This window comes from Bradyrhizobium sp. UFLA05-153 (assembly GCF_054185185.1).
Map to the genome: position 1 here is coordinate 1 of NZ_JBBIAM010000028.1, position 20652 is coordinate 20652.

Genomic DNA, 20652 nt, shown 5'->3' on the forward strand with positions numbered 1-20652 from the left:
TGAACTCCATGATCTTGGGCGCCTGCTTGGTGGCCTGCTCGTGCGCATGCACGAAGGGCGGTGCGACCAGCTCGACCCTCTGCCGCGGCAATTTGAGATCGTCGGCGGCAAGAGCGGGGGTCGCCAGCATCAGGGCGGTCGCGGCGGCGCTGATCAATGCGGCTCTGCGGGTTAGCATCGGAAGCATCCTTCATCTGAAAAGGTTTTGATGACGGGACCCACTCTGCGCTTCCTGGTGCAAGAGAGTTTGCGCTGCAACAACCTTTCGCCTGATTTGCCTCCGGAGCAGTACTTAGGTCGTTTACCGAAGCAGGATCGGTGAGACGACGTTAACCGCATCCGACGGCGTGATGTGGATGTCGAGGCCGAGCGACCAGCGTCCGGACAGTGGCGCCGACATCGTTACGCGCCATTGATCGTGACCGACGCGTTCTGCATTCGCAGTGACAGGCGCAACGCCATGCTCGATATTGCCGAGTGTGACCGAGACGGAGCTCGCTGCGAGCGGCAACTCATTCGCATCTTCAAGCTGAATCGCGATCTCGACCGGACCGGCGCGACCCGGCGAGACCGTGACGTTGGCCATCGCCTTCTCGGCATGCAGATGGGTGAAGAAGCTTTCGTCCGCTTCGCTGGCGGCTGGCGCGGGCGCAGCCGTTATGGCTTCCGTGCGATTTGCAGACGCCGCCGCTTGCGCGTTGTTTGTCTGCTCCGGCGCTTGCGCGGCGTTTGACTGCTCGGGCGCTTGCGCGCCGATGGCCTGCACGTCGAGCGTCACCTTCACCTCGCCGGCGTGCTCGAATGATAATGTGACCGGCACCTGATCGCCGTGGTGCAGCGGCGCCTTGAGGCCCTCGAACATCAGATGTCCGCCGCCCGGCGCGAGCTGGACGGATTGTCCCGGCGCGATCGCAAGGCCGGAGTTGAGCGGCCGCATGGTCATGACGCCGTTGTTGATCGCCATCTCGTGCATTTCTGTCTTGGCGGCGAGCGTTGTCGATGCCGCCTTCAGCCGCTCCGGCGCAGCTCCCTTGTTCTCGATGGTGAGATAGCCGCCGGCGACCTTGGCGCCGCCGGGCGTTGCGCGGCTCCAGGCTTTGCTGATGACGAGATCGCCATGCCTCGCATCACCGGCCAGCGCCGGTTGCGACCAAAGGCACGACAGCGCGGCCGCGCAGGCGAATGCGCGCTTGGAATGTTTCATGACGGATGTTTCCCGTGGTTTGAGACGCGCAGCTAGCGCCGAAACCGCCGTACGCGCTTTGCGCGAGCGCAAAGTTCCGACGTTCCAATTCCGCGGCACTTTGAGCGAGCGCAAGGTGGAACGGCCAAATCCGGGGTAGCAGAAGCACTTGCGGGGCGCGTCCCATTAAGACCTCAACATCAGGAATGGATCAGGACATGAGAGCGGATCTGGCGGCTAGCTATGGCGACGAACGTCTGCCGCGCTATACGAGCTACCCGACCGCTCCGCATTTCTCGCCCGCGGTCAAGGCCGAGACCTACGGCCAATGGCTCGCCGAGCTTCCGACCAATGTCAGCGCCTCGCTCTATCTGCACGTGCCGTTCTGCCGCAAGATGTGCTGGTACTGCGGCTGTCATACCCAGATCGCCCGCCGCGACGATCTGATCGCCGCCTATCAGCGGACGCTGCGTCGCGAGGTCGACCTGGTGGCCGACACCATCGGCCGCCGCATCAAGGTCGCGCACATCCATTTCGGCGGCGGTACGCCGACGATCATGGCGCCGGAGGCCTTCACCGAATTGATGGCGGCGATCCGGCAGGCGTACTTCGTGCTGCCGTCGGCCGAGATCGCGATCGAGATCGATCCGCGGACGCTGACGCAAGAGATGACCGACGCGCTGGCGCTTGCCGGCGTCAACCGCGCCAGCCTCGGCGTACAGAGCTTCGATCCGCGCGTGCAGCTTGCGATCAACCGCGTGCAGAGCTTCGAGCAGACCGCTGCCGTCACGCAGAACTTGCGACGCGCCGGCATCAAGGGCGTCAATTTCGACCTGATCTACGGACTGCCGCTTCAGACCATCGCCTCCTGTCTCGATACCGTGCGGCGCAGCCTCGAGCTTAAGCCCGACCGCTTCTCGGTGTTCGGCTATGCCCATGTGCCGACCTTCAAGAAGCACCAGCGCAAGATCGACGAAGCGGTCCTGCCCGACGGCCCGGCACGCCACGACCAGGCCTGCGCGATCGCCAGCGCGCTGAAGGAGGCCGGCTATGTGCAGATCGGGCTCGACCATTTCGCGCGGCCCGACGACGCCATGGCGCTGGCCTTCGAGAGCAAGACCCTGCGCCGCAATTTCCAGGGCTACACGACCGATGTGAGCGACGTGCTGCTCGGCTTCGGCGCCAGCGCGATCGGCCATTTGCCACAGGGCTATGTCCAGAACGAGGTGTCGATCGTCGCCTATGCGAAGGCCATCGAGGCCGGCCGTCTCGCAACCGTCAAGGGCTACGCGCTGACCGGCGACGACAGGCTGCGCGCCGACATCATCGAGCGCATCATGTGCGACTACGGCGCCGATCTCGGCGCGATCTGCGCCCGGCATGGCGCGAGGGCCGACGCGATGCTGCAATCCACGCCGCGGCTGAAGACGCTGATCTCCGACGGCGTGGTCAGGCTCGACGGCAACCAGCTCGCGGTCGCCAGGGATTCCCGCTTCCTCGTCCGCAGCGTCGCCGCCGCCTTCGACGCGCATCTGGACGCCGCCAAGCAGCTGCACAGCCGGGCGGTGTAGGTTCCCTCCCACTGTCATTCCAGGGCGCGCGACAGCGCGAGCCCGGAATGACGGGCGGAGGAACTGGCGCCAGCTTGCGCTTCAACAAAGAGGTTGCTGGGAGGGCCGCTATCGTCCCATCGGAACGGAGTTGCCCATGCCCTTCCGATCTGACGATCTCGTCGACGACATCATGCGCTCGGCGCCGCACACGATCCGCGTGTTCCTGGAATTCCGGATGGCGTGCGTCGGCTGTCCGATCGCCTGCTTCCACACCGTCGACGACGCCTGCCGCGAGCATGGCATCGATCGCGCAAAGTTCCTGTCCGCGCTCTGCGAGAGCGTGCCGGCGTAGTCAGCGTCCGCCGTTGGCGCTCTGCTCGGCCAGCACGACGATTTTGTGCGGCTCGCGCAGGATGATGCGCTGGCGGCCGCTTTCGACGAGGCCCTGGCTCTCCCAGCCGCTCAGGATGCGGCTCACGGTGTGCAGCGTGGTGCCGGTCATCTGCGCGATGTCCTGGCGGCTGATCGGGAAATCGATCTCGATGCCGTGGTCGAGCTTCTTGCCGGATTGCTTGGCAAGCCGCAGCAGCGCATGCGCGACGCGCTGCTCGACCTGCTGGGTCGACATCTCCAGCACGCGGGTGTGGCTCTCCTGCAAGCGCGTGCCGACGGTCTGCAGCGTGTTGGTCGCGAGCGGAGGGAACCTCTCGACCAGCCGCGGCCAGGCGCCGGTCGGCCAGGCCAGCACGACGCTGTCGTCCACCGCGGTCGCGGTTGCCGGATATTGCGTGAGCCCGATCGCCATTGCGAGCCCGAAGGTCTCGCCGGGCGCCACATAGCGCACCACGATCTGCTCGCCGGTCGGCGTGGTCTTGGCGGCGCGGACATGGCCGTGCAGCAACAGGAAGAAGGAATGCGCGTCCTCGCCTTGCGCGAAGACCGCACTGTTCTTCGGATGACGTGACGAGCGCGCCTCGCGCAGGATCTCCTCGAGCTCATCGTTCGTGAAGCCGGCAAACAGCGGCAAATGCGCAACCAGTGACGGGTCGACCTTGGCCATTCTGCCTCCATGGCGCGGGCGTTCAGGACTTTGTGATTGCACGCCATTCGGCCGGCAATTTGCGTTAGCGCAAAACTGGCCGGTCCAGCGCCGGTATTTTTGTGTGCAAAGCCCGATTGAGCCGGAGTTTACCGATATGGCTGGCGCCCGTACCCGCAACCACCAAGGCTGGCCGCTGCTGGCGCACAGCTTTCGCCCGTTCTTCCTGCTGGCCGCGATCCAGGCGGCAGTTTCGATCCTGGTCTGGCTGCCGCTGTTCTACGGCGAGCTGTCGCTGAGTTCCGCGTTCTCGCCGCGCGACTGGCATGTGCACGAGATGCTCTATGGCTTCCTGCCGGCCGTGATCACGGGATTCCTGTTCACGGCGATCCCGAACTGGACCGGGCGGCTGCCGATCCAGGGCACGCCGCTCGCGGCCCTGGTCATCGTATGGCTTGCGGGCCGCATCGCGGTGACGTGCTCGGCCGGGCTCGGCTGGGCCGTTGCGCTCGCGGTCGATGCTGCGTTCCTCGCGCTGGTCGTCGCCGCCGCCCTGCGCGAGATCGCCGCTGGAAAAAACTGGCGCAACTTGCCGGTGGTGCTGCTGGTGGCGTTGCTGCTCGCCGGCAACGTCGCGTTCCATCTGGAGGCGCATATCGCGGGCGCCGCGAACTACAGCATCCGCATCGGCATCAGTGTGGTCGTGCTGCTGTTACAGCTGATCGGCGGCCGCATCATCCCGAGCTTTACGCGGAACTGGCTGGTCAAGATGAATCCGGGCCGCCTGCCGGTGCCGTTCGGCCGCTTCGACGGCGGCGTGATCGCCTTGAGCGCGCTGGCGCTCGTGTGCTGGATCGCGAGCCCGCTGAGTGCGCTCACGGGCGTTGCAATGGCGCTGGCCGGCGTGCTGCACATCGTGCGTCTTGCGCGTTGGGCCGGCGATCGCACCACGGGCGAGCGGCTGCTGCTGGTCCTGCATATCGGCTACGCCTTCGTGCCGCTCGGCTTCCTGCTGCACGCGGCGGCCGCCTTCGGCGCGCTGCCGCCAAGCGCGGGCATTCACGCCTGGATGGCGGGGGCGGCCGGCACCATGACGCTTGCGGTGATGACGCGTGCAACCCTCGGCCATACCGGTCAGGCGCTGACGGCCTCCGTCGCGACGCAAGCGATCTATGCCGCGATCGTCGTGGCGGCGCTGGCGCGGGTCTGCGCGGTGGTCCAGCCTGCGCATAGCGAGGTGCTGCTGCATGTCGCAGCATTCGGCTGGGCCGCGGCGTTCGCGGGCTTTGCGATCGCCTTCGGCCCGCTGCTCGTCGGCAGCAAACGCCGCGCGCTGGCGATTCCGCGCGCCGCGGTGCCCGCGCGCTAAGCCCTCGCCAGCGACGGAGCGAACACCACCTCGATCAACGTGCCGGTATTCGCCGCGCTCTTGATGTTGAACCGGGCGCGGTTGGCTTCGACCAGCGCCCTGATCAGGGACAGGCTGAGGCCGGCGCTTTCCGAGGCATCCAGCGGAGGCGGGGTTCGGAACGGCTCCATCGCGGCGGCGACTTCCTTCTCGGAAAGGCCATGGCCGGTGTCGCGGATGCGAAGTGCGACTTCGCCGCGGTCGGTGAGTGCCGTCGAGACGATGACCTGGCCGCCGGCGCTGGCGAGCCGGATCGAATTGCCGACCAGGTTCATGGTGATCTGCCGCAGCGCGCGGGCATCGGCCGAAACCTGCGGCAGCGCATGCGCGAGCGAGGTGCGGATGATGATGCGCTCGCGGTTGGCCTGCGGCTGCATCACCACGACACAGGCCTCGACGAGATCGTTGAGGTTGAGATTGCCGAAGGTGAGATCGAGCTTGCCGGTCTCGATCCGCGAAAGCTCCGAGAGATCGTCGATGATGGCGATCACGCGCTCGCCGGAGGCGCGGATGTCCTTCATATAGTCGCCGTAGCGCTCGTTGCCGAGCGCGCCGAAACGCTCGGAGATCATCACCTCGGCAAACCCGATGATGGCGTTGAGCGGCGTGCGGATCTCGTGGCTGATGCGCGCCAGCATGTCGGCCTTGGCGTTCGCTGTGCCGTCGGCGAGGCGCTGCGCCTGCTTCAATTCGCTCTCGCCCTTCTTGCTCTGGGAGAGATCGCGGAACACGGCGAAGAAGTTCGGGCCGTCCGGCTGGGTGCGGCCCATGATCATGGCGAGCGGAATGACGCCGCCCTTGCACTCGCGGCCCAGCACCTCGCGGCCATGGTCGAGCAGGCTCGCGATATTGCCGCTCCTGATGCTCTCGAGATAGTCGATGACGAGGCGCTGGCTTTCCGGCGCGAACAGCGTCGTGAGGTTCTGCTGCAGCAGCGTCTCGCCGTCATAGCCGAACAGCGCCTCGGCGCTGCGGTTGCAGGCATGGATATTGCCTTCGGCATCGAACATGATGATGCCCTCGGCCGTGGTGTCGAGAATCGCGGCGAGATCTTCCGCATTGGCTTGGCCGGGTTCGAGCTCCGGCTCGGGTTCGTACTCGGGCTCAGGCTCGGGCTCTTCCGCAGCAGTGACGGCTTGGGCAACGACGGGCGCGGCTGGCGGCAGCGCGCAGATCAGCGCATGCGCGGTGTCGCCGTCCCAGTCGATGGTGTGCAGATGGGCCTCGGTCGCGTCAGACCCGTCGGTCGCGCTGATCGTCACCGGCGTGCCGGCCTCCGACGTGCTGCTTTCGGATGACACGCCCGGCGCGACGTAGAGCGCATCCAGACCGCCGGCTTCCTCCAGCGCACCCAGGTTGGGATGGCCGACGCGCGCAAGGAACGCGGGGTTGGCGTAGAGCAGGCGGTCGAGCCGGTAGATCAGGATGCCGGTCGGCACGAGATCGAGCAGCGTGCGGTCGCGCAAGGACTCGCCGCGCGGCGGCGGCTCGGGCTCGGTCACCAGCCACTCGGCCAGTTCGCGCGGCCTCTCCTCCGCAGGCGGGGCAGGCGGCTCCTCGACGGTGGCTTGCGTCGTCTCTTGCGGTTCGACGATTGCGGTGGCCGCGTCCCTCTCGCGCTCGAGCCGCTCGGACAATTGCCGGGCGAGCTCGTTGAAGGCGGAGTTTTCGACCGGTGTCAGCATCGGCGATTTGTTGTCGCCGAGCGGGCGGAATGGCACGACGTTGGGGGGCGTTTCCACTTGCTTATCCAAATCGGCTTGTTGTGAATTCGCGTCGATGATCGGTTCAGGCAGTTCGGCAATGGGCTCTGGTATCTCTGATACGACCGGCGGTTCGGGCTCCGGCTCCGTGGCCGGCTCGATGGTGTCGGCCGATACGCGCAGCGGCGAAGGCGGATCGGTGAACAGCTCGAAGCGCCTCAGCGCATCGAGCCGGTTGAGGCCGTCGAGATCGCGGCAGACGCCAAAGCCCTTGAAGCCCGCGAAGTTGCGCAGCCGGTCATAGATCGGCAGGCCGGCGAGCTCGACCAGTAGCCGCTCGCCGCCATCGACCGGCCAGTTCACGGTGATGCCGGCCCAGGTGTCGCGGGTGGCGAGAGCCCTGGCGACGCGCCCCTCGGGGTCGAGCGCAAACTCCTCTGAGATCTCCGACCACAGCCGGCCGAAGCCGGCGGCGGTGCGCGCGCCCATCAGGCGGATGAAGTCGTCCGACCCGAGCACGAAGCGCCCCACAGCATCCATCTGCCACACGAAGCGCATGGGCTGATTGCGTGGCGTGGCAGGCGCGTCCGCAGCTGGAGGCGGCTGGTCCATCGCCGCACTGATCGGCTCGGCTTTGGGCGAGACAATGTCTTCGGCCGGGTTATCAACCGCTTGTTCGCTCGCAGCAGTTGCGGCTGCGGGCGGCTCTGGCGCCGCTTCGCCCCTTGCCTCCGCTTCGAGCGGCTCGGCGAAAGCGTCGAACAGCGCGAACTCGGCCGGGGCCTCGTTCGCCAGCGCCGGCTGCTCGTAGTCGGGCAACGCGGGCGTTGCCGGCAGCCCGGATTGAACGGGCGCGGCGGCCGGCGGCTCGGAATTCGTCTCCGGCGCGACATCGCGCGGCATCTGGGCGGCCTCAAATGCGCCTCGCTCGTACAGCGCGACGAGGCCGGTATCGGCACCGAAGCCAACCCGTTGCAGCACCAGGTGGCCGATGCCGAGCGGCGTCCTGGCCCGCCCTTGCGCGAGTGCATCGCAGCGCGCCTGCGCGAGACCTGCCGCGTTGAGATCGGGAAAGCCGAGCAGGGTGCGCGCGGTCTCGCTCGCGCCGATGAACAGGCCGTCCGGTGCGAAGGCCGCCATCGGCACGTCAGCGCCTTCGACGAGGCGCTGCAGCCGTTCCACCAGCGGCATGACGCGGCCGCTCGACGACATCGCGGCGGCCAGCACACTGCTGCTGCCGTCGGGAAATTCGAGCCGCGCGCAGGCGCAGGTCATCAGCGTGCCGAGCGAGGCGCCGAAACCGCGCAGCCGCTCGAGCCGCACCGCGCCGCCGGCCGCCAGGCGCCGGCCGAGCTGCGCGACCTGGCGGCGGTGCGGATCGGCCGGCCCGAAGGTCTTTTTGGCGAGCTCGGTGGCATTGGCCGCGCCGAACAGCTTTGCGCCGACCGGATTGGCCCAGACCACCCGCGCGCCGTCGATCGACCACAGCCAAGCCGGCAGGGGGGAGGTCGCATGCACGGCCAGCCGCGGATCGTCCACGCCTCGCAACTGGAAATCCGAGCTATTCATCCAACCGGCTTGTCCTGGTGGTCATGCAACTCTTGATCGCAAGGCCGTCGCAGGAATGGCAGCCTTAAGAAAGGGTTAGTATCGCCTGCGCCCGCGGGCAGGTCCACGGCCGCTGGCCCCGGAAAGCGACCATAAGCCGCGATAACCTTAATCTAGCTGAACCCGCAAGCCCGCCAGCGCGTTGGATGTGGGTAAGGGCTGTGGGTTCTACGGAAGCCGGCCATCGCGCGGTGTCATACCGGCCAGGCCATACGCCGCTAAGCTGGTGGAGCTTCCAAAACAACGGCCAGCCCAGAAGGGCGGACAAGGCCGAGACCAAAACAACAGGAGTGGCAGCATGAGCGAACCAGCCCGTGAACATTTCGAGATTCCCCAGGAGATGCGATCCATGGCGGAGACGAGCTTCAAGCAGGCGCGTGATGCCTTCGAGAAATTCCTCAGCGGCGCCCAGGCCGCGGCCGGCTCGATCGAGGAGCGCGGCGAAACCATGCGCGCCGGCGCCAAGGACCTCAACGCCCGCGCGCTGGGCTTTGCCGAGAGGAACGTGCAGGCCTCGCTCGACTACGCCCAGTCGCTGATCCACGCCAAGGACCTGTCCGAGATCATGCGGCTGCACAGCGAATATGTGCAGGCGCAGATGAAGGCGCTGGCCGAGCAGGCCAGCGAAATGGGCCAGGCCGTCAGCCGCGCTGCCATCGACGCGACCAAGCCGAAGCACTGAGGCCGCTTGGGAGATGTCATTCCGCGGCGATGCGAAGCATCGAGCCCGGAATGCATTTATCCACGTGGGCTGAGGCCCGATGGATTCCGCTCCGCTCTGGCCGCGGCCTCGCTGCACCTCTCCCGCAAGCGAAGCGGTAGAGGGAGCGCATTTCCTTCGTGGCAACGATGCACTGCGGCCCGATGGATTCCGCGCTCTCGCTTCGCGAGCCCCGGAATGACGGAAGAATTTACCGCGCAACCCCAGGGTTCCCCGGCTAGGAACTACCTCCTGGCCGGGATTAAATTGCGGCGTTGCACCTCATGTCGCATTGCGACGCACAATGTTGACATGATATCCGTAGATAAACGGAGGCGCTGGGCGAGCCATCTCGTTTTTAGCGTTTCCACCTCTATCGTACCCGCCATCTTGGGAGGCGGGCGCCAGACGGCTCACTCATTTCTTCGACCATTGTGAGGGATAACCATGACAGGTGCGACTGATCCATTTTCCGCCTCGATCATTCCGTTCGAGGTCCCCGAGCAGATGCGTGCGTTCGCCGAAAAGGGCGTGTCGCAGGCCCGCGAAAACTACGCCAAGTTCAAGGATGCTGCCGAGAGCCAGAACGGCACCATCGAGGCGGTGTTCGCCTCCGCCAACAAGGGCTTTGGCGAATACACCGCCAAGCTGATGGAATTCACCAAGGCCAACACCAGCGCGCATCTGGACTTCGCCCAGGAGCTGCTTGGCCTGAAGTCGCCGTCGGAAGCGATGGAGCTGTGGAACACCCACACCAAGAAGCAGCTCGAGACCTTCCAGGCCCAGGCCAAGGAGCTCGCCGAGCTCGGCCAGCGCGTCGCTTCCGAGACCGTCGAGCCCATCAAGGCCAGCGCCTCGAAGTTCTACAAGCCCGCCGCCTGATCCGATCGGCCTCCTCTTAGTTAAGAGACCCGGGCCCCGCGGCCCGGGTTTTGTTTTGGAATAAGGTGATTCAGGCCGGATTTTAGCGAGCAAGCGGCCTTGCCAAACAGGGCCGTTGCACCTAGTTTCCGGCCCGTTCAGCCCCCCTCGGTGCTTCAAGCCTTTCAGGCAGCCTCAAGGGCGGCTCGCGCGAAAATGCAGTTGTAGCTCAGTTGGTTAGAGCGCCTGTCTGTGGAACAGGAGGTCGGTGGTTCGAGCCCACCCAACTGTACCAGCTCCATCAAGCAGTTTGCCTAAACGAGAAGGTGCCGCTGCTACCGTCTAGCTCCCGCTGGCCGGTGCTTTAGCCTCGTCAGGAAAACTGGCGCCACACTCGCGCTTTCCGGGGGCGCGCAAGGTGATGCGGAAACCTTATCCCCGCTATCGTTCCCGCAATGATCTCGGGACTTCGGGGCAATCCGCCGCCAGAAGGCCCGAAGGCATTCATCGCTGATTGGTTTCTTACCCGCGAGCGTCTGCCGCAGTGGCCATCGATTCGTTTCCGGCCAGCGTCTGCAGATCTTCGGGAAACTCCTTGCAAGCCAATCTTTATGTGACCTCAACGATCATTCAATCGTCGGCCAAGCCTTGAACCATTTGCAGTTCGTCTCGATACAGGAAGGGAACCCAAAAGGTGGGATTGTCACGAGATCCCCTTTTCTGGAAGAAGCCAATTGAGACGAGGCTCTCTGCGCTCTCGGCCGCTTCATCAAGCGATTGCCCGAAAAGCTTCGCAAGTGTTTCCAAGGTTTGCTCAGTCTTTTCGCCTCTTAGCTCCTGTATCGTCGGTTTGAGTTCGGGGTACTCAGCGTACAGGTTCGAAACCAACTTGGCCTGCGATACGGCCGGCAATGCCAGCTTAAAAACGGACCGGTCGAACAGTTGCGGTTCAGGTGGCGGTTCTTCGCCTAGCTCCAATCGAGCAACCTCTTGCTCTCGAATGGAATTTAGCAAGTGTATTACCTCTCGAGGTGCTGTCTTGTCTGAAGCATCAGCACAACGACTGATGATCCAGTCAAGCGTCGATGGCTTCTTCGCGCCCTGATCGACCTGCTCAGGAAACAATTTGTGGAATAGTTCTGTCTGGGCCGGGAAGCTCCGGAGCACGGCATCCCGATCAATGTTTTCCGCCTCTACCAATGCGGCATTCTTCACCACGCGCTTTATGATCAGATTTAGCAGAGCATTCTTCGACCATGTCAGCGTAATATCTCGCGTGATGTGACTGGCTTCTCGGAATCCTGACTCGACGATGCGGCTCCAGATGTCAGTTCGAAGAAATATCTTTAGTTTGATATGATCGTAAGCACTGAAATCCCGGTAAACGCGGAACAATGCTCGAAGCGCGTTTTTCTCCAGATCGTGAGTTTCGGCAAACGCCACGTCCAGGCGATCCAGTAGTACCCAGATTTGAAAGTCGGCTTCTTTCAGAGCTTGCTCCGCTAAGCTGGCCAAGCTGTCGACTGATACGTAACCGGCCTTTGTTTCATCGGCTCTAGGCTCGCCCGGGGTAATTTTACCAGTGAAGACATGTGCTCCGGTTGGTTCGATCTTCACGGTTGCTTCAACCGTTGGAGAGAAATAACGGTGCGCGTATTGACGCACTGCCTTTAAAAGCTTCCGTAGATCAAAAGCTGGCGGAATGAGGCTCTGATCTGAGAGATGGTCAATGAGCTGTATTGCTGGCTCGTTGTTGATTCCAAATTCCTGAAACTTTTTAGCCACAAGGGACAGCAAGTAGAGTTTCCACAGCCCGATGAATTCAGCCTCTGCTGCGGGTGGATCAGTGACGAGCTCCTTGAAGACAGGCGTTCCCCTTGGCTCTTCCGCCGTGATCACAAGAATCCGCTTGTCGAACAGCTCATCAGATTTGGCGCTTAGCAGGGAATAGATCGCGCTCTTTCCTGCGCCCTTGTCTCCTTTGACTATATCAATTTCGCCGTTGAAGATTCGCTCCCACTGATCCGTTTCAACGAAATAGGTGCCAAGCTCGCCAGTTTCTTCTTCTGCGACCCGCGCACCAAACGAAATCCTCTTCAACAGTTGCAATCGATCCAAAGCGGCACCCTCTAATGCTCGTATTTCGAATGCTCGTATTTCGGAACTAACGGGAGTAGGTGTGGATCGCCACCCTAGGAGATCACGGCTTTGATCTGCGCAGTGTCCGCAAACTCAACTAGCTCAACGATCTTGCCGTCCTGAAATCTGAACAAGTCCAGGACTTCGGTGCTGAAGGTTTTCCCGGTGGGGTGATATCGGACGACGAGGCGCGACCGTACTGCGGCATGCTGCCCGTCAACCAACTCGCTCAGGATTTGCCGCTCTACGAACTCGAAATTGGCGATGAACTGGCCGAAGGCCTCTCGCAAGGTCGGGTGCCCCTGAGCACTTCCGGTCAGTTCGAGCGCGCTATTGTCGCCGACCAGGGTGAACACACCCGCGGGATCAAAAGCTCCCACGAGGCCGTCTACGTCGCCGCTGCCGCGCGCAGCATAAGCGCTTCTGATGACTTCGAGCATATCTTCGCGTTGTCCCATATCCGCCTCCTGCAACACGCCTCATCGCAGGGTAGCTACCTTCGCGTGCAAAGGCAAAATCAATAACGCTGGGCGCAATGAGCCCGGTGTGTCGCCTCGTTCACTGTGGCGAACACGCGGCCGTTGTTGGTACGCAGCGGCTGCGTCCCGCTCGGCACGCGTTAACCGTTCATTTACCAAAACCTCTCACGCTACGCCGCAGTATCCGCGACGGGGCTTGAACTGCATGACGCAGCGCAATTCCACGGCGTCAGTTGGAAGAGACGAGAGCGTCTTGTCCTTCTCTCGACCGTCGGCACGAGACAGAGGCGCAACGGCTCTTGATCTGGTGTATCAAGCTGCTGATGTATTTCGCGATATGGAAGAGCATGCCCGCGAGGCCGAAGCCCGCGCGCAGGAACTCTGCAGGGGCGCCATGGAAAAGCTGCGGCTCGCCGAAATGCGAGCTGAGGCCGCCGAGCGGGCGCAACGTGAACTCGTGATCACCGCCGAACACAAGCTGCAGGATGCGTGCAGAGCACTAGAACAAGCCAAGTCGCGTATAGAAGCTCAAGAAGACAAGCTGACGGCCGCAGAGCTACGCGCCCAAGCGGCTGAAGCCGACGCAAGAGAAGCCAAGAAAGCGCTCGCACTCGTTGAAGAGGCCATCCGCAAGCGTCTGCTTTGCGCAAACCTGGATGCCGATAGCAGGTTGGCAGCGGCAGGCTGATCGTAACCTTGGAGCATTGGCGCTCGGCGGCCGGGGTAGGAAAAGGTCCTGATCGCAATCGGTGGCCTAGCAGACATCACGGGCCGATCCCCGGAAGGTGAAGCATTCGCTTCCGTCGGCACCCGCCTCGTCTCCCAACGTCAAGTTAGAGCGGAAGATTTCAAAAAACTTAGAAAAACGATTGCGCAAACGTTTTCGTATGCCATAGTCCTGCAGAAACTGGATCACCCAACAAGATCCAGGCATGGGAGGGGATGTGGCGACCATCGCCGATGTGGCCCGCAAAGCGGGCGTTTCGGTTTCGACCGTTTCGCATGTCGTGAACGGCACGCGGCGGGTTTCGCCGGACACGGCGCGCGCCGTGGAAGCGGCGATCACCTCCTTGAGCTACCGTCCCAACATCATGGCGCGGAGCCTGAAGGCCGCTTCGACCCGTTCGGTCGGCATCGCCATCTCCTCGATTTCCAATCCCTATTTCAGCGACATCATCTGTGCGATCGAAACCGAGTGCGCGCGCCTCGGCATGATGGTGTTTCTGTCCGACACCGAGGATGACCCGGGCCGCGAGCTCGACGTCGTCATGGCGCTGCATCAGCGGCGCGTCGACGGCATCATTCTCGCGCCCAGCCCCGATCCCGGCCGTCGCGCGCTCGCCTATCTGCGCGACGTCGGGCTGCCCTGCGTGCTTGTCGATCGCATGCCCGATCCCGCCTTCGACCAGGTCGGCATCAACAACCGCGAGGCGATGCGCAATCTCGTCGAGCGGGTCGCCGCGCACGGTCATCGCCGTATCGGCTATGTCGGCGGCAATCCCGGATTCGCGACCACGCTCGAGCGTATTGCCGGCTATCGCGAGAGTCTGGCCGGCGCCGGCGGCGTGATCGACGAACGCCTTCTCGTCACCGGCAGTGCGACAACGAACAGCGCGATGCAGGCCGCGGAGCGGCTTCTTGATCTCGATCAGCCGCCGACCGCACTGGTCGGCGGTAACAATCTCGCGACGATCGGCATCATGAAAGCGATCCACAGGCGCGGATTGCGGGTGCCGAAAGACATCTCGGTCGTCGGCTTCGACGATTTCGAATGGGCCGACTGCTTCGAGCCGCGCCTGACGCTGGTCGCGCAGCCCTGCGCGGAGATCGGCCGGCGCGCCGCCTTCCTGCTCATGGAGCGGATTGCCGCTCCGCAAGGGGCGCGGCGCACCATTCAACTCGATGCGGCGATCATCGAGCGCGAATCCTGCGGGAGGCCGAAATGAATACGGGCGCTCAGACCCCGCTGCTCGCCATGCGTGGCATCGTCAAGAGCTTTGGCGGTGCGCAGGCGCTGCGCGGCGTCGATTTCGATCTCGAGAGCGGGGAAATCCACGCGCTGCTTGGCGAGAACGGCGCGGGCAAGTCGACCCTGATGAATGTTCTCTCCGGCGTCATCGCGCCGGATCAGGGCGAGATCCGCATCGACGGGGCGGCCGTCCGCTTCACCGATCCGCGCGCCGCGCAGGCCGCGGGCGTCGCGACGATCTTTCAGGAGCTCGATCTCGTCCCGAGCCTCGATGTGACTGCCAACCTGTTCCTCGGCCGGGAATTGACGCGAGCAGGCGTGCTCGATGGCGGCGCGATGCGCCGCGCGGCGCGGGAAAGGCTTGGCGAGATCGGCTTCGATGTGGACGTCGATCAGCCGGTTGGTGAATTGTCGGTCGGTCGGCGACAGATCGTCGCGATCGCCAAGGCCCTGACCTACGCGTCGCGAATTCTCGTGATGGACGAGCCGACGGCCGCATTGACCGCCGCAGAGGTGCAGCGGCTGTTTCATGTGATGCGCGACATCGCAAGGCGCGGTGTCGGCATCGTCTACATCTCGCATCGGCTCGAGGAGGTTCCGCGCGTCGCCGACCGCGTGACGGTTCTGCGCGATGGCAGGATCGCAGGGACGGCGCCGCCGGCCGCGCCGCAATCCGATCTCGTGGCGTTGCTCGTCGGACGGCCGTTGACAGAGCTCTATCCGCGCCGCAGCGGCGCATTCGGCCGCCATGTGCTGCATCTGGAGCGGGCCGCCTATCGCCCGCGCCGGCATCGGGCCGGTTGGCGTGCGCCGCGCGAGGTCTCGCTCGAGGTGCGCGCCGGCGAGGTCGTCGGCCTCGCCGGCATCATGGGCGCGGGACGGACCGAGTTGCTCTCTGCGCTCTATGGCGCGGGCGGTCCCGGCGCCTGGTCGGGTCGCGTCGAGATCGAAGACCGGCCGGCGAGGCTGACCTCGATTCCGGAGGCTCGCCGCGCCGGCGTCGCCTTTGTCAGCGACGATCGCCGCGGTGCCGGCCTGATGCTGCGCGACAGCGTCGAACGCAATCTCGTCGCCTCGGTGCTGCGGCGCGTGTCGCCGTTCTTTCTGATGTCGCAAGCGCGCCAAGCCAGGCTTGCCGGTCAAGCGATCAAGGCATTCGACGTGCGGCCGCCGCGGCCGGAGCTCGCGGTCGGCGCGCTCTCGGGAGGCAACCAGCAGAAAGTCGCGCTTGCCAAGGAGGTGCTTGGCGAGCCGCGCCTGCTTCTGCTCGACGAGCCGACGCGCGGCGTGGATGTCGGCGCGAAGGGCGAAATCTACGCCAGGATTCGCGAACTCGCCGCGCAAGGCGTCGGCATTCTCGTCGCCTCAAGCGAAATGCCGGAACTGATCGGCCTCTGCGATCGCATCGTCGTGCTGAGGGGCGGGCGTACGGTTGCCGAGTTTCCCGCAGGCGCCGCAGAGGACGACATCCTCGCCGTGGCCGAATCCAGTCAGGATGACAGCGATGAATGACGCCGCAACGCTTGTGAAATCCACGCCCGTGCAGCCCGCACCGACACGGCGTCTCGACTTCTTCGCCATCGCGGTCCGCTTTCAGAGCGTCATTGGCCTCATCCTTGTTGCGATCGGCGGCATCATCTTCTCGCCGCGGCGGCACGGCTCGATCCTGTTCGTAGCCCCGGACAACATCGCGAACATCGTAAGGGCGATTTCCGAGACGGGCATCATCGCCGTCGGCATGACCTTCGTCATCATCACCGCGGGGATCGATCTGTCGGTCGGCGCGCTGCTCAGTCTGTGCAGCGTGCTCACCGCCACGATCATGACGACCTGGGGCTGGGGACTCGTTCCGACCCTGCTGTTCGTGATGACCTGCGGCGCCCTGTTCGGTTGCACGCAAGGCGCGATCTCGACCCGCTTCCGCCTCGAGGCTTTCATCGTGACGCTGGCGGGCCTGCAGGTCGCGCGCGGCCTGGCGCTGGTGATCTCCAACAACCAGTACATCAACATCTCCTACGGCAATGGTCCGGGTCTTGCGCCGCCGATTTTTTCGGTGCTGGGCGATCGGCTCTTCGACAACACGGTTCCGGTCGCGACACTGGTGTTTCTCGTGGTCGCGATCGTGGCCACCTTCGTACTGAACTTCACACGCTTTGGCCGCTACGTCTTCGCGGTCGGCGGCAATGAGCGGGCGGCACGGCTCTCCGGCGTGCCGGTCACGCTGGTCAAGATCTCGGTCTACGCGATTACAGGTCTTGTGTCGGCCATCGCCGGCATCGTCCACGCCGGCCAGTTCAATTTCGGCAGCGCCAATGACGGCACGGGCTATGAATTGACCGCGATCGCGGCGGTGGTGATCGGCGGCACCAGCCTGTTCGGCGGTGCAGGCTCGATGATCGGCACGATCGCAGGTGCGATCATGCTCGGCGCATTGGCCAACATCCTTCAGCTCAACAACATCAATGCGGCCCTGCAGCTGCTCGCGACCGGCGCGATCATCGTCGTGGCCGCGGTTCTTCAATCTCTCGTTCGTCGCCGCGAGGGATTGGGTCGTTGACCCCAATGGCGACGTAAAGACCTGGCGGCGACCAGCTCCGCCGGGAAGAGACCGCTCGTCAGTGGCGGAATGTTCGAGGCAAACAGGGGAGTGAAATCATGCGACGTGTATCTACGAAGGCAAGGTTCTGGTCCAATCTGGTGCTGGGCGCCGGCACGGCGACGCTGGTCGCCGGTGCAGCACAGGCGGTGCCGCTGGTCAAGGAGTGCAGCAAGACCGGGGAGTTCGTCATTGGCTTCTCGCAGGCCAACAATGCCGAGCCCTACCGCCAGCACGTCAACGACCAGCTGACCGCCGCGGCGAAGAAAGTGCCGCAATTCAAGCTGCAGATTGCCGACGGCGCCGGCAACGTGAACACGCAGACCTCGCAGATGGACAATTTCATCACCCAGAAGGTCGATCTGATCCTGATCTCACCGTTCGAGGCCGCGCCTCTGACGCCGGTCGTCGCGCGGGCCATGAAGGCCGGCATTCCCGTCATCGAGCTCGACCGCAAGACGGTCGGCGAGGCCGGCAAGGAATATACGGCCTTCATCGGTGGAGATAATTTCAAGATCGCCGAGGAGGCGGGCAAATACGTCGCTGACAAGCTCCTGCCGCAAGGCGGCGAAGTGGCGGTGCTCCAGGGCCTGCCGAGCTCGACGCCCGCCGTCGAACGGCTCAACGGCTTCAAATCCGGCGTGAAGGACAATCCAAAGGTCCAGGTCGTCGCCGAGCAGGCCGCCGACTGGCTGCCGGACAAGGCGCAGACCGCGTTCGCCGCGATGCTCCAGGCCCATCCGAACATCAAGGCGGTTTATGCGAGCAACGACATGATGGCCGCCGGTGCGCGTCTCGCGGCGAAGGGCGCCGGTAAACTCGATCAAGTGAAGATCCTCGGGACTGATGGCTTGCCCGGGCCTGCCGGCGGCATCCGCGCGGTTGCGGAAGGCGAGTGGGCGGCAACCTTCACCTATCCGACCGGAGGCCCGGAGGCGATCGAGATGGCGAAGTCGATTCTGCTCGATTGCGCCGAGAAGGTGCAGACCGTGGTGACCGTGCCGACCACCGCCATCACGCCCGATAACGCGAAGCAGCTGATGCAGAACTGAACCAAGTTCTGGGTGTAGCGGGCGCGGCCTGACATCGGCCGCGCCCGCTATGCGCCGCTAGCCAGACATCACGAACCGATCCCCGAAAGGTGAAGCGCACGCTTCTGTCGGCATGCATCTCCGATCCCCACGTCAAGTTCGAGCAGCGACCCGGTGGATGGGCCGACGGCTTGGTGAATGTGCATGGAGATCCTGTTCGACCTCCTCTTTGATGATCTGGCCGGCCCCATCTTCGAACTGCTCCTTGAACTCATCGTCCGGCTGGTCGAAGCCCTCGTTCACCTCATCGGCTGGCTGTTTGAGCGCTTTCGGCGCTGGCTGGATTTGCAGCCCAATCTCGATCCCTCGCAATTGTCGGTGCTGCACAGGTTCGGCCGGCTGTCGGTCGGCATCGGCTTGAGCCTCTGCATCCTGGCGCCGCTGCTCTGGCTGGTCTGGCGTTGACCAGCCTGTTGTCCGAAGTGCGGGCTTCATGCCGCCTCCGCTTGTGCATGCGTGCAACGCTTCTCTTCAGGTTTCAAAACGCCCGGCGCTTGCGATGAGCGGCTAGTTCTTTGCGACTAGTCGTTTCTCTCTAGCTCTCATGTCCGGCTTGGCGTTGGCGACGCGCAATGGGATCGTTCGATCGTTCATCCTTGGCGCGATCGTATTGCAGCGCCTCAGCAGGAGCCGACGACAATGACTTTCCGAGCGTTGTGTCTTTCATTCATTGCCGTAAGCGCGTTGGCCGGCGTCGCGCATGCCGACACTAACGCCGCGACCGCGAATTTGCCGATCATCATCGATCCACTGCCTCCGGTACACATCGGCCCTCCGCCGTTGCCGTGGCCATTGCCGTGGCCGTTGCCGCCGCATATCCCCGTCGATCCGGTGCCGCCGCTGCCGCCGGTTCCGGCGCCACATCCGATTATTCCTGGTCAGGGTTGCGCTCCAGCACCGGGCATGGCTTGCCCGCTCTGAGGCAGACGAGACCGGCCGGCTGCGCCTGTGATTTTCGACGGATTTGGCAGGCGTGGTCGGGAGCGTTGTCGTCGGGTCGCAACGCGCTACGACAAGCTTGCTGCGAACGACCTCGCGTTCGTCCGCCTTGCATCCATCTGGCTAAGACCAGCTACGCGCCAATGGGTCCACGCCCTTACTTCAGCCCCGCCACCAGCACCACCACGGCCGGCAGCGTCACCGCCGCCAGTAGTGTGCCCAGCGCGACGGCGCCCGACACCGGGTTGACCAGCCGCTGATACTGAACCGCAAAAATATACGCGTTCGCGCCGGTCGGCATCGCGGCGAACAGAACGACCACTCCCGCCGCTAGCGGCGGCAGGCCCAGCAGCTTCGCCAGCAGGAAGGCGGCCGCCGGCATCACCAGCAGCTTGAGCGCGCTCATCACGACGATGCCGAGCTTCTCGCCTTTGACCTCGAAGCGGAACAGGTTGATGCCGAGCGCGATCAGCGCCGCCGGCGATCCTGCCTGCGCGAGCAGCTCGATCGTCTTGTCGACGACGGGATGCAGGCCGAGGCCCGTGAAGCGCCAGATAAGGCCGAAGCCGATCGCCAGCATGATCGGGTTGCGCGCAAGATCAAGAATGACCGGCAGGATGACCGACAGGGCCGAGCCCTTCTGCTTGCGGCCGACCAGCTCCATCTGCAGCGTGCCGCAGAGCCAGAGCAGCGGCGTGTTCACCGACAGGATCAGCGCCATAGGCCCCGCCGCCTCGTTTCCCAGCGCCGAGAGCGTCAGGGGAATGCCGAGCATGACGATGTTGCCGTAGACCGAGCCGATCGCGAACACGACGCCGTCCTCGCGGTCCTCGCGCCGCTCGCGCAGCAGGGCCGATAGCGCCAGCGCCGCGATCCAGGTGATTGCGAGCGCACCGTAATAGGCGCCCCACATCCGAAAGGCGCTCAGCTGCGGGAATTCCGACACGACGATTGTGCGGAAGAGCAGGGCGGGGATGGCGATGCTGAAGGCGAATTCGGAGATGCCCTTGTGCGCGCTCTCGGAGACGAAGCGAAACAGCACCGCCGCATAGCCGGCCACGATCAGGGCAAACACCGGCGCAACGATCAACACGGTAGCCATGCGGCCCTCACCTCACGGGGATATCCGCTGACCATCCAAGCGCCCTCGATGATGGCATCATGCCCCTGATTTGTCCGACGTGTCAAATAGATTTCGTAAAATCCGCAAAATGTATGCTGGTCTTGCCGGCTACTTTGCATGGGGTTGTTTTCGAGCTTTTTGTTTGAGGAGCGCGGAAGCCTTGAACCGAACCCGATCTCACTAGCGCGACCAAAGGGTTAAAGCGGCGGGCGGCGAGGTCGCTGAACCTCTCCCGCTTGCGGGAGAGGTCGCGCCAAAAGG

At 64.1% G+C, this 20652-nt stretch carries 16 protein-coding genes, 1 tRNA gene and 3 pseudogenes; 13 read left to right on the forward strand and 7 right to left on the reverse strand.

What is annotated here, in order from left to right:
* Positions 1–178: pseudogene (locus Q2941_RS18420) on the reverse strand (copper-containing nitrite reductase); the annotation flags it as partial.
* Between the two features lie 561 nt (positions 179–739).
* Positions 740–1204, reverse strand: a pseudogene (locus tag Q2941_RS18425) (copper chaperone PCu(A)C); the annotation flags it as partial.
* Between the two features lie 197 nt (positions 1205–1401).
* Here Q2941_RS18425 and hemN point away from each other — a divergent pair.
* On the forward strand, positions 1402–2754 hold the full coding sequence (hemN, locus tag Q2941_RS18430) for an oxygen-independent coproporphyrinogen III oxidase (RefSeq protein WP_458193348.1): 1353 nt from the start codon (positions 1402–1404) through the stop codon (positions 2752–2754).
* A gap of 136 nt (positions 2755–2890) precedes the next feature.
* Complete coding sequence (locus tag Q2941_RS18435; protein ID WP_254109021.1) at positions 2891–3088, forward strand: DUF1858 domain-containing protein; 198 nt, start codon at positions 2891–2893, stop codon at positions 3086–3088.
* Here Q2941_RS18435 and Q2941_RS18440 read toward each other — a convergent pair whose 3' ends face one another.
* Positions 3089–3796, reverse strand: a complete 708-nt coding sequence (locus tag Q2941_RS18440; RefSeq protein ID WP_254109020.1) for a Crp/Fnr family transcriptional regulator — start codon at positions 3794–3796, stop codon at positions 3089–3091.
* A gap of 136 nt (positions 3797–3932) precedes the next feature.
* Between Q2941_RS18440 and Q2941_RS18445 the strand changes: the two genes are divergently transcribed.
* On the forward strand, positions 3933–5144 hold the full coding sequence (locus Q2941_RS18445) for an NnrS family protein (RefSeq protein WP_458193349.1): 1212 nt from the start codon (positions 3933–3935) through the stop codon (positions 5142–5144).
* Here the strand turns inward: Q2941_RS18445 and Q2941_RS18450 are convergent.
* Positions 5141–8455 (reverse strand): PAS domain-containing protein, encoded by a 3315-nt coding sequence (locus tag Q2941_RS18450; RefSeq protein ID WP_458193350.1) that lies wholly within the window; start codon positions 8453–8455, stop codon positions 5141–5143. The two genes, Q2941_RS18445 and Q2941_RS18450, sit on opposite strands and share 4 nt — an antisense overlap.
* Before the next feature lie 337 nt (positions 8456–8792).
* Between Q2941_RS18450 and Q2941_RS18455 the strand changes: the two genes are divergently transcribed.
* The 3 genes from Q2941_RS18455 to Q2941_RS18465 all read left to right on the forward strand — a co-directional run bounded on the left by Q2941_RS18455 (position 8793) and on the right by Q2941_RS18465 (position 10350).
* Positions 8793–9176 (forward strand): phasin family protein, encoded by a 384-nt coding sequence (locus Q2941_RS18455; protein WP_027525202.1) that lies wholly within the window; start codon positions 8793–8795, stop codon positions 9174–9176.
* Positions 9177–9641: 465 nt separating this feature from the next.
* Complete coding sequence (locus Q2941_RS18460) at positions 9642–10076, forward strand: phasin (protein ID WP_458193351.1); 435 nt, start codon at positions 9642–9644, stop codon at positions 10074–10076.
* 197 nt (positions 10077–10273) lie between these two features.
* Positions 10274–10350, forward strand: a tRNA-His gene (locus tag Q2941_RS18465).
* Positions 10351–10685: 335 nt separating this feature from the next.
* On the opposite strand, the gene Q2941_RS18470 is transcribed toward Q2941_RS18465, so the two are convergent.
* Complete coding sequence (locus tag Q2941_RS18470) at positions 10686–12155, reverse strand: P-loop ATPase, Sll1717 family (protein ID WP_458193352.1); 1470 nt, start codon at positions 12153–12155, stop codon at positions 10686–10688.
* 92 nt (positions 12156–12247) lie between these two features.
* The gene (locus Q2941_RS18475) at positions 12248–12652 is read right to left on the reverse strand and encodes a nuclear transport factor 2 family protein (protein ID WP_458193353.1); all 405 of its coding nucleotides are present in this window, start codon (positions 12650–12652) and stop codon (positions 12248–12250) included.
* Positions 12653–12926: 274 nt separating this feature from the next.
* On the opposite strand from Q2941_RS18475, the gene Q2941_RS18480 reads away from it, so the two are divergent.
* The 7 genes and pseudogenes from Q2941_RS18480 to Q2941_RS18510 all read left to right on the forward strand — a co-directional run.
* Positions 12927–13361 carry a hypothetical protein gene (locus Q2941_RS18480; protein WP_458193354.1) on the forward strand — a complete coding sequence of 145 codons (435 nt, stop codon included), beginning with the start codon at positions 12927–12929 and terminating at the stop codon, positions 13359–13361.
* 256 nt (positions 13362–13617) lie between these two features.
* Entirely contained in the window at positions 13618–14619 is a 1002-nt protein-coding gene (locus tag Q2941_RS18485; protein ID WP_458193355.1) for a LacI family DNA-binding transcriptional regulator, read from the forward strand.
* Positions 14616–16154: a sugar ABC transporter ATP-binding protein gene (locus Q2941_RS18490; protein ID WP_458193356.1), complete on the forward strand. Its 1539-nt coding sequence runs from the start codon at positions 14616–14618 to the stop codon at positions 16152–16154. Before Q2941_RS18485 ends, Q2941_RS18490 begins: the two co-directional genes overlap by 4 nt.
* Positions 16147–17199: an ABC transporter permease gene (locus Q2941_RS18495; protein WP_458193357.1), complete on the forward strand. Its 1053-nt coding sequence runs from the start codon at positions 16147–16149 to the stop codon at positions 17197–17199. The genes Q2941_RS18490 and Q2941_RS18495 overlap by 8 nt, the downstream gene beginning before the upstream one ends.
* A 98-nt stretch (positions 17200–17297) precedes the next feature.
* A complete protein-coding gene (locus tag Q2941_RS18500) occupies positions 17298–18290 on the forward strand; it encodes a substrate-binding domain-containing protein (protein WP_458193358.1) in 993 nt (330 codons plus the stop codon).
* A 183-nt stretch (positions 18291–18473) separates the two neighbouring features.
* Entirely contained in the window at positions 18474–18734 is a 261-nt protein-coding gene (locus tag Q2941_RS18505) for a hypothetical protein (RefSeq protein ID WP_458193359.1), read from the forward strand.
* Positions 18735–19319: 585 nt separating this feature from the next.
* Positions 19320–19397: pseudogene (locus Q2941_RS18510) on the forward strand (IS5/IS1182 family transposase); the annotation flags it as partial.
* 28 nt (positions 19398–19425) lie between these two features.
* Here Q2941_RS18510 and Q2941_RS18515 read toward each other — a convergent pair.
* Positions 19426–20370 (reverse strand): AEC family transporter, encoded by a 945-nt coding sequence (locus Q2941_RS18515; RefSeq protein WP_254110412.1) that lies wholly within the window; start codon positions 20368–20370, stop codon positions 19426–19428.
* Positions 20371–20652: the final 282 nt, after the last annotated feature.